The following is a 17,102-nucleotide window of genomic DNA, read 5'->3' on the forward strand; positions in this document are numbered from 1 at the left end:
GGATCCGGGCGCACGCGACACTGCATTCGTCCTGAACGAATGGAGATGGCGATGCATGCAGCGAAGCCTGTGACGACCTTGAACGTCGCACGCGGAACGTGCCGCACATAGCGTGCCGCGCGTGGATCACGGAGAGCCTATGACTATTCTTTCATAATGCTTTCATGATCCATCTGTAGCCTTCTGAAAATTCGACGGTGAATGCTGATAAAAATGAAGCGAATTTCTTTTCCTGCAGCAGAATCCTGTCTGGGCCCTCTACACATCGCCGAATTATTAGGACTCCGATTGGGGAAATTGCGCGAAAACAGCCGGGCGCATCTTATCTTCACTCATTAAAAATGATTATGAAGTTTTGGAAACCCGGCTTCCGTCGGTGCGGTGACGGAAGGTAACGCATCGGTGGATTTGCATCTTTAGAATAAGGCTGCATCGATAGGGGTTTGTATTTCCGATTCAGCTATAAAGGATTGTCACTCGCATTTTCATAAGCAATATCTGCATTCAGTGCATCCTTCCGATGCCACATTCGACGAAACACTTGCGCGCTTGAGCACCATCTGAATTATCGCGGATGGCCTGGCGCGGTATCGCGAGTTCACCATCGATTACCAGGTAGAACGAAAATTGTAATAAGCCATGTTGAACTACGTCAGCGCATTAGTTTTTCTTTCCGCGTTGCTGCACGCTTCGTGGAACGCAATTCTGCACGGCAATCGCGACCGCTTCGTTTCGATGGCGTGGATGAGCATCGGTGTCGGCGGCGTTGCAGCGGTTGCCGTCACGCTCCTGCCCCTTCCCGACGCTTCCGCGTGGCCGTTCGTCATCGCATCGGGCATCGCGCACATTTTCTACAACCTCGGGCTTGTTTATGCGTATCGACGCGGAGATTTAGGCGTTGTTTATCCGATCGCCCGAGGTGCGTCGCCGCTGCTGGTGGCGTTGGGCGCAACCCTCGTCACCGGAGAGACGCTCGGTCTGGCGAAAATCGTCGGCGTATGTCTGGTATCGGCAGGGATCGTGACGCTTGCGTTCGAGCGCAGGCAGCTCTCGCGATCGACCTTCGTCGCCGCGCTGGCCACCGGCGTCATGATCGCGCTGTACACCGTGATCGATGGCGTCGGAGTCCGGCTATCCGGCAACGCCGTGTCGTATAACGCGTGGACGTTTCTATCCTATCTGGCGCTACCGCCCATCTTCATTGCTCGTCGCGGCTTGCGCGCGCTGAAAGTGCCGTCAATCGAAATCTCAAGCTCCGTGGCCGGAGGGCTGGTCTCGATCACGGCATACGGCATCGTGGTGTGGGCGATGCAGTTCGGCACGATGGGGGGAGTCTCCGCCATCCGCGAAACGAGCGTGGTGTTCGCCGTAATCATCGGGCGGATATTTTTTCACGAAAAGTTGACCGCGAAACGCCTTCTTTCGTGCATCGTCATCGCGAGCGGCGCAATTTATATCGGTAGTTGAGCGTGCGGCGGGCTGCCCAGGGAATCGTCGAGGCCGGTTGCCTAAGACTGCTTCATGACGACCCGGAGGGGCGGCCAGATCGTTGCCGTTGGTGCTGTCGGCAGCGCCACGCTGGCGGGCCGGGCTGCACGCGCGGCGCGCACCGAGCCTGAGCCGCCCGGCGCTTCAGCCGCGCGCCGCGGATCCAGCGTCGCGGCGCAGGCTCATGCGGTGAAAGCGTAACGTCATCAGGAGCGCAACCGTGGCGAGCCCGGCGGCGAGGCCCCACCAGAGGCCGCGCGCACCAAGGCCGAAGTGGAACGCGAGCACATAGCCCGTGGGAAAGCCGATGCCCCAGTAGCCGAGCGTGGCCGCCAGCATCGGAATACGCGTGTCTTTGAGCCCGCGCAGGCAGCCCGAACCCACCGTCTGCACGCCGTCGACGATCTGGAACAGCGCGGCCACACCGAGCAGCGACGTTGCGAGTGCGACGGTTGCCGCGTTGGCGGGGTCGTCCAGATGCAGGTACAGGCCGACGATCCAGCGCGGCGCGAGCACCATCACGAGCGCCGACATCGACATGAATCCCACGCCGAGCCCGAGCGCGGCGAATCCCGCATGGCGCGCCGCGTGCGGTTGTCCCGCGCCGGCCCAATAGCCGACGCGCACGTTGGCCGCCTGGCCGATCGCGAGCGGCACCATGAACGACACCGATGCGACGTTCAGTGCGATCTGGTGCGCCGCGAGCGGCATGGCGCCGAGCAGGCCCATCAGCAGGCCGGTGGCGAGGAACAGCGTGGCTTCGACGGCGTAGGTGATCGCGACCGGCCAGCCGATCGAGACGAGTTCGCCCATCAGCGGTGCTGTGGGCCGCCGCGCAGCGACGAAATGCTGGTGCGAGGGCCGCAGGTGCAAGAGCGCCATCAGCACGATGGCGATGAGCCAGACCGTGATCGCGGTGGCTGCCGCCGAGCCGAGGAACCCGAGCCGCGGCAGGCCCCACACGCCGTGGATGAGCCCGTAGTTGAGGAAACCGTTGACGAACACGCACGCAATCGACACCCAGAGCAGCCGTTTTCCGGCTCCGATCGCGGGCAGGAACGAGCGCATGAGCCCCACGCCGATCAGGCTCGCGGGCGCGCCCCAGCGCAGCACGGCTGCGTATTCGCCGACGTGATGCGCAAGCAGCGCCGGCTCGCCGAGTGCGAGCAGGATGGGCGTGGCAAACGAGAGCAGCGCGAAGGCGGGCAGCGCGAGCATCAGCGAGAGCGCGAAACCGGTCCAGTAGATGTGCGGAACGTGGCTCTCGTTGTCCGCGCCGCGCGCCTGCGCGACGCTCACGCTCACCGAGGTCAGCACGCCCTGCAGCACCGTCACGACGACGAAGAACAGGTTTGCGCCGAGCCCGCCTGCGGCGAGCGCGTCGGAGCCGAGCGAGCCGAGCAGCACCGTATCGGTGACGCCCATTGCCATCTGCGAAAGCTGCGCGATGGCGAGCGGCGCGGCAAGACGGGCGGTGTCGGCGGCGTGGCGGGTCAGCGTGGGCGGCGCGATGGCGCGCGCGGCGAGCGTCGGTCGAGTCATGAAAAGCAAGCGGCGCGAAAAATCGCGCCGCGTATACGTTAGAGAGGAGAGGGCGTTCTGTCGAAGCTGACAGCTTATGGCGGGAACGCCGCGTTGTCGATCATGAAGCCCATTTTTGGTGCGAATTCTTTCAATCGGCCTGGTTCAATCGGCTTCAAGCACGGCGATGCGCGTGTCGCCGAGCAGCACCACCTGGCCCGCGCGAATCTTGCAGGTCTTGCGCAGTTCGACTTCGCCGTCCACCTTGACCGTGCCCGACGCGACGATCTGTTTGGCCGAGCCGCCGCTATCGGCGAGTCCGGTGATCTTCAGGAGGTTGTGCAGTTCGACGAAATCGCCGGTCAGCGTGAAATCGAGGTTGGGCATGGCGTGTACGGTTCTCCTGCCATTCAGGGGGCAGGAATTGGGTGAGTCGAAGGGTTCGCATCATAAGCCATGTAATACGCGTTGACCCAGCGATGATGTTCTCGCACACAACATGGCTTCGGAGCGCTTTAGAGAGGATACGCCGTGGCGCGCTGCGCCGAACCGCCGCCGTTCGGCCATAAATGCCGCCAGATCGCGGTGCGAACGGCGCTTGCGGGCGCGGGGTGTATGGATATACAGTATGCGTCGCCGCCCCCGATCCCTGACGCCCACTGCCGTGTCCACCGTTGTCGAAAACCCCGCCCCGAGCACCGCCGCCTGGCTCGCGAAGCTCAACGACGCGCAGCGCGCCGCCGTCGAACATGGCGGCCCCGGCGCATTCGCGCCGGGCGCGGCGCTGCCGCCGCCGCTCCTCGTCATCGCGGGCGCGGGTTCGGGCAAGACCAATACGCTCGCTCATCGCGTCGCGCATCTGGTCGTCAACGGCGCTGATCCACACCGTATCCTGCTGCTAACGTTCTCGCGGCGCGCAGCGCTCGAAATGACGCGCCGCGTCGGCCGCATCGCCGCCGGTGTGCCAGGCGCGGCGGCTACGCTCGCCCAGGGGCTCACGTGGGCGGGCACGTTTCACGGTATCGGCGCGCGCCTGCTGCGCGAGTACGCCGAACACATCGGCTTGTCGCCCGCGTTCACGATCAACGACCGCGAGGATTCCGCCGATCTGATGAACCTCGTGCGCCATGAGCTGGGTTTGTCGGCGAAAGACAAGCGCTTCCCGTCGAAGTCCACGTGTCTTGCCATCTACTCGCGGGTTGTCAACACCACGGATACGCTCACGGACGTCCTCAGCCGGGCGTTCACGTGGTGCCTCGAATGGGAGCCGCAACTGCGCGCGCTCTTCGCGGCGTACGTCGATGCGAAGCAGAAACAGAACGTCCTCGACTACGACGACCTGCTGCTCTACTGGGCGCACATGGCTGCCGAACCGTCGATTGCTGCCGATCTCGCGGCCCGCTTCGATCACGTTCTGGTCGACGAGTATCAGGACACCAACCGCCTGCAGGCCGCGATCCTGCTCGCGCTCAAACCGGACGGGCGCGGGCTCACGGTGGTCGGCGACGACGCGCAGGCGATCTATTCGTTTCGCGGCGCGACCGTGCGCAACATCCTCGACTTCCCGGCGCAGTTCGATCCGCCTGCGCGCCAGGTGACGCTCGAGCGCAACTACCGCTCGACGCAGCCGATTCTCGCCGCGTCCAACGCCGTGATCGACGCCGCACGCGAGCGCTTCACGAAGAACCTCTGGAGCGAGCAGGTATCGGCGCAGCGTCCGCGTCTCGTGACCGTCGCCGATGAAGCCACCCAGGCGCGCTATGTCGTCGAGCAGATTCTCGCGGCGCGCGAGGAGGGCATGAAGCTCAAGCAGCAGGCCGTGCTGTTTCGCGCCGCACACCACAGCGCGACGCTCGAAATCGAACTCGCGCGCCGCAACATTCCGTTCGTGAAGTTCGGCGGACTGCGCTTTCTCGATGCTGCGCACGTCAAGGATGTGCTCGCGGTGCTGCGCTGGGCCGAGAATCCGCTCGACCGCGTCGCGGGCTTTCGCGTGACCCAGTTGATGCCGGGCGTCGGTCCTGCAACGGCGGCGCGGCTGCTCGACCAGGTTGCGGCGTGCACGGGCGCGTACCGCGCCGCCGAGGCGCTCGCCGCGTTCGCGCCGCCGCCGCGCGCGGCGGCCGACTGGGCCGCGTTCGTCGCCCTGATTGACAACATCGGTACGCGTGCGACGCCGTGGCCCGCCGAATTCGAGCTGGTGCGGCGCTGGTACGAGCCGCATCTGGAGCGCAATCACGAAGACGCGTCCGCGCGCCTCGCGGACCTGCTGCAAATGGAGAGCATCGCGAGTACCTACGCGTCGCGCGAGCGCTTCCTCACGGAACTCACGCTCGATCCGCCCGATGCGACGAGCGCCGAATCGGCCGATCCGCTGCTCGACGAGGACTATCTGATTCTCTCGACGATCCATTCGGCCAAAGGCCAGGAGTGGCGCAACGTATTCGTGCTCAACGGCGTGGACGGCTGCATTCCGTCCGATCTGGGCGCGGGCAGCGACGAGGAACTCGAGGAAGAGCGGCGTCTGCTGTATGTGGCGATGACGCGCGCGAAGGAAGATCTGCACATCGTCGTGCCGCAGCGCTTCTACGTGCACAACCAGACTGCGTCGGGCGACCGCCATGTCTGGGCGTCGCGGACGCGTTTCATTGCGGCGTCCGCTCTGCCGCTCTTCGAGTCGTGTGCCTGGCCGCCCGCGCCCGTGGTGACGGCGCCGGGCGCGGCGGGCCTCGCGGCCGCCGCGAAAGCAAAGATCGAGATCGGCGCGAAGCTCCGGAAGATGTGGGAGTAGGCCGCTTCAGCGTGGGCGCCGGCCGGTTTGATGCAACTTGGTGCGACTCAGTGCAACTTAGTGGGATTGGCCGTGGCCGTGCGGTTCGTTGTTCCGGGGCGGGATGAACACGTTGCGCAACCAGGCGGCGAGGCGCGAGAAGAGGTCGTCGGGTTCCTCGACGAAAATCTCCGGCTTTAACAGGCGCAGATACTCGACGATCTGCTGTGCTTCCTGCTTCTGGAACGCGCCGTGGTTGATCGCGAGGCGCAGCAGCCCGCGCAGTTCGCCCAGGCGCTCGCGCGCGGTGCTGCCGGTGCTCGTTTCGCAGCCGATTTTCGCTTCGTAGATGCGCTGGCGCATCGATTCGGAGAGGCGCCACGCGGGCGTCTGCATCGTCTCTTCGAGCACCCGCATGTCCTGCACGGACGCCTTGATCTGCGCCGCGAGCGGATCGATCAGCATCGATTCGCCCTGCGCCTCGGTGACGATCGCCTCGGCCCAATCGCGGCACTGCTTGGTCAGCTCCTCGGGCGTCCACTCGGGGCGCGACGCAAAGCCGAAGCCGAATGCGGTCGCCTGCCGCATCAGGATCGAGACCACCTCGGGGAATTCCTTGTCGAGCGTGCGCTTGGCCCAGGCATACTGCCCGCCCGCCAACATGCGCTGCACCGCGTGCTCGGTGAGCGGCACCATGTTGTCGAGCAGCTTGGCGCGCAGGAAGTCCTCGAACGACGGCGTCGCGAACTGCGGATCGAGCTTAAGCGACACGCGCAAGAAGGCTTCGAAGTCCTTGCGCAGCGTTGCAAGCGTTTCGTCCTTGAGATTGAGGGTGATGTGCCCCATGTGGTCGTCCCGTGTAATCCGTGCCGTATTGCATCGTGCCGGCGCAAGATGCACCGCGAGCAGGAACCACCGGCCGCGAGTACGTGGTCAATGGCGCCAAAGCAGGCTTTGACGGGATTAACGGCGAAACGAAAGGAAACTTGAGCGGGGACGCGCGGGCCGCGCCTGGCGCGGCGATCCCGCCTGCGTTTTTGCTCGCGGTTTGCTGGCGTTTTTGCCCGCGGGTTTGCCTGCGGGTTTGCCTGCGGGTTTGCCAGATCAATCAGCGCAGGACGACGCCTTGCCAGAGGAAGAACACCGCAAGGCCGACGGCGATCGTGACGAGCGGCCGGCGCGTGAGCGCGCTGACCACGATCGCCGCGAGCGCGCCGACCAGTTGCGGATTGCGCCACGTGAGTTCGGCGCCCTGGCCATGCGGAGAAACGGCCATCGGCACGATGATCGCGGTCAGCACGGTCACGGGCACGAAGCCGAGCGCGGTGCGCACGAGCGGCGGGAACACGAGCCGCTCGCCCAGCACGAAGACGGCGGTGCGCACGACCCAGGTGATGACAGCCATGCCGAGGATGAGGACAACGTAGTTCATTGGCCGGCTCCTGCGGTATTGCGCGCGGCGCCTGCCGGGCGTGCCGTACCGGCGCTGTCGCGCGAGCGGCGCGGCAGCGAGAGCACGACGCCGACGGCGACGCCCGCGAGCACGGCGGCGAGCAGGCCGAGCTTGTACGGCCAGGCTTGCCAGAAGAACGCGAGCGCACCGGCGGTCACGGCAGCGGCGATGTAGCGCACGGCGACGAGCTGCGGCACGACGATGGCGATGAAGGTGGCGACCATCGCGAAGTCGAGGCCGAGCGACTGCAGGCCGGGAAACGCGGCGCCGAACAGCAGGCCGACGGCGGTCCAGATCTGCCAGTTGACGTACATCGCGACGCCTGAGCCGAAGAAGTGCCACGGCGAGACGTCGTCGCCGGGCGGGTGGCGGCGGAAGTGCGCCCAGGCGACGGCGAAGACTTCGTCGGTGAGCAGGCCGCCCAGCACGAGACGCCAGCGCAGCGGCAGATGCGAGACGTAGGGCGCGAGCGTCGCGCTATAGAGCACGTGGCGCAGGTTGACGACGAGCGTGGTCGCCCAGATCACGATGAAGCTCGCGTGCGAGGCGATCAGGCCGAGCGCGATGAACTGCGCGGAACCGGCGAAGACGGCGAGCGACATCAACTGGCCGTGCCAGAGCGCGAGCGGGCCCGAGGTGACGAGCGTGCCGAAGATCACGCCGAAGGGCGCGGCGCCGACCATCATGGGGATGGTGTCGCGCGCGCCGGAGACGAATTCCTGGGAGCGGGTGGGATGCGTGGTCAAACTGTCCTCCTGATGCAGGACGACAGCATAGCGGGCGCGCGTGCGCGCGGCTTGTACGTTCTTGCGCCGGCGGCGGGCGGGGACGGGTGGGAGCGCGCGGCGCGGGGCCGGAACCGATGGGCCGGATGCGCGCGGGTTATGTGGGTTATGTGGGTTCGGCGGGTTCTGCCGTGGGTTCTGCGGCGGGTTTTGCCGGTTCCCAGGCTCTACGACGACTGCCAGCGCCCTGGCGGTACGCCGAACACGCGGCGAAAGTGACGTGTGAAGTGGCTCTGGTCGGTGAAGCCGCTGGCGGCGGCCACGTCGGCGACCGAGGCGCCCGCGCGCAGCGGCGCGAGCGCGCGCTGCAAACGCAGTTGCGTGCGCCACGCGTGCGGCGGCAGGCCGGTCGCCTGGGTGAAGAGCCGCGTCGCATGGAACGGCGAGAGGCCGACCGCTTCGGCGAGATCGGCTACGCGCAGCGGCGTGGCGAGGTCGGCGGCGAGCAGGGATTTCATCGTCTCGACACGCGGATCGTTCGTCTGCGGACGCAATGGTGCTTCGGCCGTGCTGCCGTGGCGCACGAGCAGCGTCGAAAGCGCATCGAGGAGGGCGCTTTCCACGGCGAGCGCATCACCCGCCGGTACGGAATCGGCGCCGATGCTGGAGCCTGAGCCGGAGCCTGAGCCTGAGCCTGCGCGGCGCCGGTCGGTATCGGCTTCGAGCAGCTGGTGGGCGCGCGAGAGGCGGCGGGCCAGATCGGGATCGCGGATCACATCGGCGCCGAACCACGGCAGCGGCTGTGCGCGGCCCGCGATTTCGGCGGCGAGAGCTTGCAGATAGTCGACGGGAACGTACATCACGCGATAGCGCCAGCCCTCGTCGACGGCGCGCGAGCCCGTGTGCAGCTCACCCGGACTGATGACCGGCACCGTGCCCGCTTCCGCGACGTACTGCGTGCCCCGATAGCGATAGCACTCGGCGCCTTCTTCGATCACGGGGATCGCGTAGGCGTCGTGCCAGTGCGGCGCGAATGTGTGCTCGTGATATTCGGCGGTGAGCAGGTCCGCGCCCGGCAACAGTGGCGTGCGCCAGTAGCGGGCAGAATCGCGGAAACGGCGGGCGGTCATGACGGGAGTCCGAAGCGAGCCCCAAGTGTAGCGCGGCGGCTAGCGCAGCGGGATTGCCGTTTCAGGCGGCACCGGCACGGCGCTCACGCTGTTCTTCGCGCTGCCGCTCACGACGCGGTCGCTGTAGGTCAGGTAGACGAGGGCGTTGCGTTTGGCATCCACGACGCGCACGACGTGCAGCGTCTTGAAGAGAAACGACATGCGCTCGCTGAAGACATCGGCTTGCTGCTTGAGCGGGCCCGTGAACGACAGCGGCCCGACCTGGCGGCACGCAATGGACGCTTCGGTGGGATCCTCGGCAATGCCAAGCGTGCCCTTCACGCCGCCCGTGCGCGCCCGCGAGACGTAGCAGGTGACGCCCTTCACCTGCGGATCGTCGTAGGCTTCGACGACCACGCGATCCGACCCGGTGATCCGGAAATTCGTATTCACGCTGCCGATCTCTTCGGCGTGTGCGGCGGCGAGTGCGCCGAGGCATGCACCGGCGACAGCGGCGCGCGACAGCAGGGAGGCGAGACGAAACACTTTCATGGGGATTCCCGAAGAGGACCAGACGCTATTATCGGGCAGGGGGCGGGGCTTTCGTGACGCTGCTGTGGCGTCGGATGCGCACGAGGTGAGAAGCCGCGAAAAAGAAAAAAGGCGTTGCACGAATTTCGCGCAACGCCTTCGATTTTTGGCTCCCCGACCTGGGCTCGAACCAGGGACCTACGGATTAACAGTCCGGCGCTCTACCAACTGAGCTATCGGGGAACAGCAACACAGCAAATCTTCACTACATAAAAAAGCCCGTTATGGTCAACGGGCTTTTGCGATCTTTTGCAAATTCCTGTGCCAAATTCTTGGCTCCCCGACCTGGGCTCGAACCAGGGACCTACGGATTAACAGTCCGGCGCTCTACCAACTGAGCTATCGGGGATCAACAAAAGCAGAGAACGAAATTCTATGGGGCGCGGTGGGATCTGTCAACACCTCTTGCGCCATCCTTAAGACAATTCGCTTATCGGACGACGCAACGGCCGCAAAGACCGCAAAGACCGCAAAGACCGCAAAGACCGCAAAGACCGCAAAGACCGCAAAGACCGCAAAGACCGCAATGAAGAGGGTGTGATGAGCGTGCTCACCGCAGCCGTAGCAGCAACCGCGCCAGCAATCTCGGCAGAGGCCGCGCACAGCCGCCGCTTTGCGCCGCGCTTTTACGACGCGGCGCGAGGCACGGCAGAAGCGCTGCTTAGCGCTGGAGCATCCCGAGCTTGTCCTTCACGTCCTTGAATTCGTCGGCTTCGGGCAGCGGCGACTTGGTCTTCGTGATGCTCGGCCAGCCCTTTGCCAGTTCGGCGTTCAGGTCGATGAAGTTCTGCTGGTCGCCAGGCACGTCTTCTTCGGCGTAGATGGCGTTCACCGGGCACTCCGCTACGCACACGGCGCAGTCGATGCACTCGTCCGGATCAATCGCGAGGAAGTTGGGACCTTCGCGAAAGCAGTCCACCGGGCACACATCGACGCAATCGGTATAGCGGCACTTGATGCAGCTTTCGGTCACAACGTGGGTCATTCAGGCAACTCCTGCATGCTTTGTATCGGGGGGATGGTGCGTGCGCCAGGCGCGTGCGCCAAAAACGCTATTGTAACTGAACGCGAATTCTCCCAGCCAGAGGCAAGCGCCCGTTATCAGATCGTTTCGTGATTAGTTTATTGCAGCCGCGAGCACGTGTGCCCATTGTCCCTGCTGTCCGCGCGGGCGTGCCGCCGTGCCGCCGTGCCGCGGCGTTCGTGCGCGCGTGCAGTCGGCCCGGCAAGGCGCGCATGCAATCGGGTAACATTGTCGCACCGCTGGCGCGGCGCCTGCCGGGACCCGCGCGTGCGCCATTGCGCCACGGTCCGGGTGTTGCGCAGGTTGTCGCAGGCCCGCGTCCTCAGAATGCAGTCCGGCCGATTCACCATGATCATTACTTCGCTGCTCGACACCGATCTCTACAAATTCACGATGATGCAGGTGGTGCTGCATCACTTCCCGGCGGCGAGCGTGGAATACCGCTTTCGCTGCCGCACGCCGGACATCGACCTCGTGCCCTACGTCGACGAAATCAGGAGCGAAATCCAGAAGCTCTGCCGTCTGCGCTTCACCGAGGTCGAACTCGAGTACCTGCGCCGCCTGCGCTTCATCAAGAGCGATTTCCTCGATTTCCTCGCGCTTTTCCATCTGAGCGAGAAATATATTTCCGTCACGCCCTCGCCGAAGCAAAACGGCGAGATCGACATCGTAATCACGGGCCCGTGGCTGCACACGATCCTCTTCGAGATCCCGGTGCTCGCGATCGTCAACGAGGTGTACTTTCGCAACACGCAGCAGGCTCCGCAGTACGGCGAAGGCCGCGAGCGCCTGCACCACAAGATCGAACTGCTCGGCGCGAAGCCGGAATTCGCGGACTGCAAGATCGCCGACTACGGCACGCGCCGCCGTTTCTCGAAGCGCTGGCACGAGGAAGTGATCCTCACGCTCACGCAGGATCTCGGCGAGCAGTTCGCGGGCACGAGCAACGTGTACTACGCGATGAAGCACAATCTCACGCCGCTCGGCACGATGGCGCACGAATATCTGCAGGCCTGCCAGGCGCTCGGCCCGCGTTTGCGCGACTCGCAGATCTACGGCTTCGAGATGTGGGCGAAGGAGTATCGCGGCGACCTCGGCATCGCGCTTTCGGACGTCTACGGCATGAAGGCGTTCCTGCGCGATTTCGACATGTATTTCTGCAAGCTCTTCGACGGCGCGCGCCACGATTCCGGCGATCCGTTCGACTGGGGCGAGCGCCTGCTCCAGCACTACACGGACAACCGTTGCGACCCGCGCACGAAGACGATGATTTTTTCGGACGCGCTCGACATCCCCAAGGTGCTGCGCCTTTACGAGCGCTTTCGCGGACGTTGCAAGCTTGCGTTTGGCGTCGGCACGAACCTCACCAACGACCTCGGCTACCAGCCGCTGCAGATCGTCATCAAGATGGTTCGCTGCAACGGTCAGCCGGTCGCCAAGCTTTCGGATTCGCCGGGCAAGAACATGTGCAACGACCGCGCATATCTCGCGTATCTGCGCCAGGTGTTCGGTATCGAGAGGCTGCCCGACGAAGACTGCGCGAACGCGTAGTTGAAGGGGCGCGAGGTGATGCTCTCGCGGTTCATGGGCGCGCAGCAGCCGTCTTCCGCGCACATCGCGCCGGTATAATCGGCGCACGCCCGACTTCAACAAACCGAGGACTCCCTATGGATACCACGGCTGCCCGCCACAGCATACTCGCGCGCATTCGCGCGGCCCAGGGTCGCAGCGCGACGCCGGACGCCGCCGAGCGCGAGGCCGCAACCGACTACCTCGAGCGCCATCCCGAAGGCCCGCGTCCGCCGATCGACGGCGATCTCGTCGCGCACTTCGTACGCGAGGCGCAGAAGATGTCGTCGACCGTCGACGAGGTCGAAGGCCTCGCCGCGGTTCCCGCCGCCGTCGAGCGCTATCTCGCTCAGCACAACTTGCCGATGCAGGCCGTCGCCTGGCAGACGCTCGACGCGTTCGACTGGGCTGCCGCAGGACTTTCCGTCGAATTCCGCAAGCCGGGCGACCGCGATCTCGTCGGTCTCACGGGCTGCTTTTGCGCGACCGCCGAGACCGGCACGCTCGTGTTGCTGTCGAGCCCGCAAACGTGGGCCTCGGGCGCGCTCTTGCCCGAGACGCACATCGCGGTCGTGCCAGCCTCGCGCATCGTGGCCGGTCGGGAAGACGCCTTCGCGCTGATTCGCAGCGAACGCGGCGAGTTGCCGCGTGCGGTCAACTTTGTCTCCGGGCCGTCGCGCACCGGCGACATCGAGCAGACCATCGTCCTCGGCGCGCACGGGCCGTACCGCGTACACGTCGTCGTCGTGCATGGCGCGTAAGGGGAGCATGCCGGCGCGCGGGCAAAGACGCGCGCACACTGGGAGCTGGCATGCGGCGCTGCACCGTTGCGGGCAAGTCATGCATGGGATGCGTCGCGCGGCGACCGGAACAGGCGCCGCGCTGGCCTGGGGTTTGATGCCCGAGTACGCGTATGCCGAGGGCGTCGAAGTGACCACACTCTCCGCGAGCTGGGCCTTGCCGTTCGCAGGCCTGCTGCTGTCGATCGCGCTCTATCCGATGCTGGCGCCCGCATTCTGGCATCACCATTTCGGCAAGATCACCGCCGCCTGGTCGCTCGCATTCGTGCTGCCGTTCGCCGCGCTGCACGGCATCGCCGCCACCTGGCCGATGTTGCTGCATGCGCTCATCGACGAGTATCTGCCGTTTATCGCGCTGGTCGGCGCGCTGTACACCATCGCGGGTGGCATCTGCGTCTACGGCAACCTGCGCGGGTCGCCGCGCACGAATACGGCGATGCTCGCGCTCGGCACGCTGCTCGCGAGCGTCATGGGCACGACCGGCGCAGCCATGCTGCTGATCCGGCCGCTCCTGCGCGCCAACGACAACCGGCGCCACAACGCTCACGTCGTCGTGTTCTTTATCTTTCTCGTCGCGAATGCTGGCGGGTTGCTCACGCCGCTCGGCGATCCGCCGCTCTTTCTCGGCTTCCTGAATGGCGTCGGCTTTTTCTGGACTGCTCAGCATCTCGCGCTGCCGATGCTGTTCGTCTGCGGCGCGCTGCTCACGGTGTTTTACGCGCTCGATGCGTGGCTCTTCAGCCGGGCAGGCGAAGCGCGCGCCGCCGTCGTCGATACGGCGCCCAACAGCAGTCTGTCCGGCATCGGCGGCAAGATCAACTTCGTGCTGCTCGCGCTCGCCGTCGCGCTCGTGCTCATGAGCGGCATCTGGAAACCCGGTTCGTCGTTCGCCTTCGCGGGCGCGCACGTCGAACTCCAGAATCTGCTGCGCGACGCGGGGCTCGTGGCACTCGCGCTGGCGTCGCTTGCGTTCACGCCGCGCGCGGTCCGCGCCGCCAACGACTTCAGCTGGGCGCCCATCGTCGAAGTCGCGAAGCTCTTCGCGGGCATCTTCGCGACGATCACGCCGGTCATCCTGATCCTGCGCGCGGGGGAGGCGGGCGCATTCGCGCACCTGATCCAGTTCGTGAACCAGACGCCGGGCCAAACCGACAGCGTCGCCTATTTCTGGGCGACCGGTCTGTTGTCGTCGTTCCTCGATAACGCGCCGACGTATCTCGTGTTCTTCAACCTCGCGGGCGGCGATGCCCCGACGCTGATGACGACCGGTGCGAAGACGCTCGCCGCGATTTCGGCGGGCGCGGTGCTGATGGGCGCGATGACCTACATTGGCAACGCGCCGAATTTCATGGTGAAGGCGATCGCAGAATCGCGCGGCGTGCGCATGCCGGGTTTCTTCGGCTATCTTGGCTGGTCGTGCGCGATCCTCGTGCCGGTCTTTGTGGCGACGGCCTGGCTCTTTTTCGCCTAGCGGCGCCGCCTGCGGTGCCCGACAATGACGCAACGCGGGCAACGCATGCGCAATCGAACCTGAAGTGGAGAGCAATGATGCAGAAGATCCTTGTGGCGCGGCCGATCTTTCCGGACGTGATCGAGCGGCTCAAGCAATATTTCGACGTCGACTGGAACAACGGCGACGCACTTCCCGCCGATGAACTCGCGCGCCGTCTCGCCGACAAGGATGGCGCATTGACCGCGGGCGACCCGATCGGCGCCGCGGAACTCGCCGCCGCGCCGAAGCTGCGCGTCGTCGCGAACATGGCCGTCGGCTACAACAATTTCGACATGGCCGCGTTCAACGCCGCGAACGTGCTCGGCACCAATACGCCCGACGTGCTCAACGAAACCACCGCCGATTTCGGCTGGGCGCTGATGATGGCCACGGCGCGCCGCATCACCGAATCGGAGCACTTCCTGCGCGCGGGCAAGTGGCAGAAATGGGCGTACGACATGATGCTCGGCGCGGACGTGTACGGCTCGACGCTCGGCATTGTCGGCATGGGCCGCATCGGCCAGGCAATTGCGCGGCGCGCGAAGGGCTTCAACATGCGCGTGGTCTATCACAACCGTTCGCGTGTCGCGCCCGAAATCGAGGCGGAACTGAACGCCGAATACCGCACGAAAGAAGCGCTTTTGCGCGAAGCCGATCACGTCGTGCTCGTCTTGCCGTACACGCCGGAAAATCACCACACGATCGGCGCGGCTGAATTCGCGCTGATGAAGCCCACTGCGACGCTCACCAACATCGCGCGCGGCGGCATCGTCGACGATGCGGCGCTGGCCGAGGCGCTGCGCGAGCGGCGCATCGCGGCTGCGGGCCTCGATGTCTTCGAGGGCGAGCCGAGCGTGCATCCGGCGCTGCTGACCGTGCCCAATGTCGTGCTGACGCCGCACATTGCGAGCGCAAGCGAAGCGACGCGCCGCGCCATGGCGAACCTCGCCGCCGACAATCTCATCGCCGCGCTGGGCGCCGGTCCGCGCGCGGGCCGTCCGCCCAATCCGATTAATTCCGCCGTGATGGGGAAAACCCGTTCATGAGCCCGTTGTTCCTGATGTCCGCCGCGACGCTGCTGGTTGCCGTCGCGCTGGTGGTGGCGCTTGTCGCATTGCTGCGCGCGCGCCGTGGCGATGAAGCGGAAGCCGACGCGCTCCACCACGCGCTCGACGCCCTGAGCGACCGGCTCGCCGCATCGACCGACACGCAGGCGCGCGCCGCCGAGCGTATCGAGCGCGAACTGCGCAACGAGATCGCACGCACGGCGCAGGCATCGCGCAGCGAGTTCGGCGGCGGCTTCGCGCAGGTGCAGCAGGCGCTCGCGTCGCATCTCACGAGCATTGCGACGGTGCAGAACAACCAGATCGACGGTTTTGCGCAGCAGCTCGTCAAGCTCACCGAGACCAATGCGCAGCAGCTCGAAGCCGTGCGCCAGAGCCTGCAGCAGCAGGCGCAGCAGGCGCGCGACGAGCAGGGCGCGGCGCTGCGCCACTTCGGCAACGTGCTCGCGCAGCAGCTTGCGCAGCTCACCGAGGCGAACGACCGCCGTTTCGCCGAAGTGCGCGCGACGCTGGAGCAGCGCTTGAAGGACATCGAGGCGAACAACGCCGCGAAGCTGGAGGAAATGCGCCGCACCGTCGACGAGAAACTGCACGCGACGCTCGAACAGCGTCTCGGCGAATCGTTCAAGCTCGTGTCCGACCGGCTCGAACAGGTGCATCGCGGGCTCGGCGAAATGCAGACGCTCGCGGCCGGCGTCGGCGACCTGAAGAAGGTGCTCACGAACGTGAAGACGCGCGGCACGTGGGGCGAAGTGCAGCTCGAAGCCCTGCTCGAACAAATGCTCACGCCCGATCAATTTGCGAAGAATGTCGCGACGGTGCCGAAGAGCAGCGAGCGGGTCGAGTTTGCGATTCGCCTGCCGGGCCGCGGCGACGCGGGTGCGGGCGATGCTGCCGCGCCGGTGTGGCTGCCCATCGACGCGAAATTTCCGCGCGAGGACTACGAGCGCCTGATCGACGCGCAGGAGCGCGCCGACGTTGCGGCCATCGACGAGGCGGGCCGTGCGCTGGAGGCGCGCATCAAGGCGGAGGCGCGCACGATTGCCGAGAAGTACGTCGCGCCGCCGCACACGACCGATTTCGCGCTGCTGTTCCTGCCGACCGAGGGTCTCTACGCGGAAATCCTGCGCCGCCCGGGGCTCACCGATCTGTTGCAGCGCGACTTCCGCGTGACGGTGGCGGGGCCGACCACGTTGACGGCGCTGCTCAACAGTCTGCAGATGGGTTTTCGGACGCTGGCTATCGAGCGTCGTTCGAGCGAGGTGTGGCAGGTGCTGGGCGCGGTGAAGACCGAGTTCGGCAAGTTCGGCGACGTGCTCGCGAAGACCAAGACGCAGCTTGAGACGGTGACGCGCTCGATCGAGGCGGCGGAGGTGCGCACGCGTGCGATGAACCGCAAGCTGCGCGATGTGGAGGCATTGCCGGGCGAAGAGGCGACGAACCTGCTCGGCGACGCGCTGCGCAACGGCGCTGGCGACGAGTAGACGCTTGGACGA

At 65.6% G+C, this 17,102-nt stretch carries 15 protein-coding genes and 2 tRNA genes; 7 read left to right on the forward strand and 10 right to left on the reverse strand.

Translation table 11 applies throughout. The features are described 5' to 3' along the window. The first annotated feature begins 639 nt into the window (after positions 1 to 639). Positions 640 to 1,467, forward strand: coding sequence for an EamA family transporter (locus tag ACFPTO_RS06980; RefSeq protein ID WP_377710371.1), 828 nt, complete (start codon positions 640 to 642; stop codon positions 1,465 to 1,467). 165 nt (positions 1,468 to 1,632) lie between these two features. On the opposite strand, the gene ACFPTO_RS06985 is transcribed toward ACFPTO_RS06980, so the two are convergent. Both ACFPTO_RS06985 and ACFPTO_RS06990 read right to left on the reverse strand, forming a co-directional pair. Beyond that, positions 1,633 to 3,030 (reverse strand): MATE family efflux transporter, encoded by a 1,398-nt coding sequence (locus tag ACFPTO_RS06985; RefSeq protein WP_377710372.1) that lies wholly within the window; start codon positions 3,028 to 3,030, stop codon positions 1,633 to 1,635. 144 nt (positions 3,031 to 3,174) lie between these two features. Beyond that, positions 3,175 to 3,396 carry an RNA-binding S4 domain-containing protein gene (locus ACFPTO_RS06990; RefSeq protein WP_377710373.1) on the reverse strand — a complete coding sequence of 74 codons (222 nt, stop codon included), beginning with the start codon at positions 3,394 to 3,396 and terminating at the stop codon, positions 3,175 to 3,177. Positions 3,397 to 3,637: 241 nt separating this feature from the next. Here ACFPTO_RS06990 and ACFPTO_RS06995 point away from each other — a divergent pair, with 241 nt between their 5' ends. Continuing rightward, complete coding sequence (locus ACFPTO_RS06995) at positions 3,638 to 5,800, forward strand: ATP-dependent helicase (protein WP_377710375.1); 2,163 nt, start codon at positions 3,638 to 3,640, stop codon at positions 5,798 to 5,800. A gap of 57 nt (positions 5,801 to 5,857) precedes the next feature. On the opposite strand, the gene ACFPTO_RS07000 is transcribed toward ACFPTO_RS06995, so the two are convergent. The 8 genes from ACFPTO_RS07000 to fdxA form a co-directional block, all read right to left on the reverse strand. Further along, positions 5,858 to 6,625, reverse strand: coding sequence for a DUF4088 family protein (locus ACFPTO_RS07000; RefSeq protein WP_377710376.1), 768 nt, complete (start codon positions 6,623 to 6,625; stop codon positions 5,858 to 5,860). Positions 6,626 to 6,887: 262 nt separating this feature from the next. Further along, positions 6,888 to 7,211: an AzlD domain-containing protein gene (locus ACFPTO_RS07005; RefSeq protein WP_377710377.1), complete on the reverse strand. Its 324-nt coding sequence runs from the start codon at positions 7,209 to 7,211 to the stop codon at positions 6,888 to 6,890. Next, complete coding sequence (locus tag ACFPTO_RS07010; protein ID WP_377710563.1) at positions 7,208 to 7,918, reverse strand: AzlC family ABC transporter permease; 711 nt, start codon at positions 7,916 to 7,918, stop codon at positions 7,208 to 7,210. Before ACFPTO_RS07010 ends, ACFPTO_RS07005 begins: the two co-directional genes overlap by 4 nt. A gap of 266 nt (positions 7,919 to 8,184) precedes the next feature. Next, entirely contained in the window at positions 8,185 to 9,087 is a 903-nt protein-coding gene (locus ACFPTO_RS07015; protein WP_377710378.1) for an AraC family transcriptional regulator, read from the reverse strand. Positions 9,088 to 9,126: 39 nt separating this feature from the next. After that, positions 9,127 to 9,618: a CreA family protein gene (locus ACFPTO_RS07020; protein ID WP_377710379.1), complete on the reverse strand. Its 492-nt coding sequence runs from the start codon at positions 9,616 to 9,618 to the stop codon at positions 9,127 to 9,129. Positions 9,619 to 9,764: 146 nt separating this feature from the next. Continuing rightward, a tRNA-Asn gene (locus ACFPTO_RS07025) sits at positions 9,765 to 9,840 on the reverse strand. A 90-nt stretch (positions 9,841 to 9,930) separates the two neighbouring features. Then, a tRNA-Asn gene (locus ACFPTO_RS07030) sits at positions 9,931 to 10,006 on the reverse strand. Positions 10,007 to 10,318: 312 nt separating this feature from the next. Next, positions 10,319 to 10,642 (reverse strand): ferredoxin FdxA, encoded by a 324-nt coding sequence (gene fdxA, locus ACFPTO_RS07035; protein WP_293033682.1) that lies wholly within the window; start codon positions 10,640 to 10,642, stop codon positions 10,319 to 10,321. 387 nt (positions 10,643 to 11,029) lie between these two features. Between fdxA and pncB the strand changes: the two genes are divergently transcribed. The 5 genes from pncB (at position 11,030) to ACFPTO_RS07060 (ending at position 17,090) form a co-directional block, all read left to right on the forward strand. Continuing rightward, positions 11,030 to 12,232 (forward strand): nicotinate phosphoribosyltransferase, encoded by a 1,203-nt coding sequence (gene pncB, locus ACFPTO_RS07040; protein WP_377710381.1) that lies wholly within the window; start codon positions 11,030 to 11,032, stop codon positions 12,230 to 12,232. Between the two features lie 116 nt (positions 12,233 to 12,348). Beyond that, a complete protein-coding gene (locus ACFPTO_RS07045) occupies positions 12,349 to 13,011 on the forward strand; it encodes a LutC/YkgG family protein (protein ID WP_377710382.1) in 663 nt (220 codons plus the stop codon). Positions 13,012 to 13,090: 79 nt separating this feature from the next. Beyond that, complete coding sequence (locus ACFPTO_RS07050; RefSeq protein ID WP_377710383.1) at positions 13,091 to 14,521, forward strand: sodium:proton antiporter; 1,431 nt, start codon at positions 13,091 to 13,093, stop codon at positions 14,519 to 14,521. A gap of 77 nt (positions 14,522 to 14,598) precedes the next feature. Then, positions 14,599 to 15,588 carry a 2-hydroxyacid dehydrogenase gene (locus ACFPTO_RS07055; protein ID WP_377710384.1) on the forward strand — a complete coding sequence of 330 codons (990 nt, stop codon included), beginning with the start codon at positions 14,599 to 14,601 and terminating at the stop codon, positions 15,586 to 15,588. Next, complete coding sequence (locus ACFPTO_RS07060) at positions 15,585 to 17,090, forward strand: DNA recombination protein RmuC (protein WP_377710385.1); 1,506 nt, start codon at positions 15,585 to 15,587, stop codon at positions 17,088 to 17,090. Before ACFPTO_RS07055 ends, ACFPTO_RS07060 begins: the two co-directional genes overlap by 4 nt. Positions 17,091 to 17,102 lie beyond the last annotated feature (12 nt).

The organism is Paraburkholderia denitrificans (assembly GCF_042655705.1).
GTDB lineage: Bacteria > Pseudomonadota > Gammaproteobacteria > Burkholderiales > Burkholderiaceae > Paraburkholderia > Paraburkholderia denitrificans.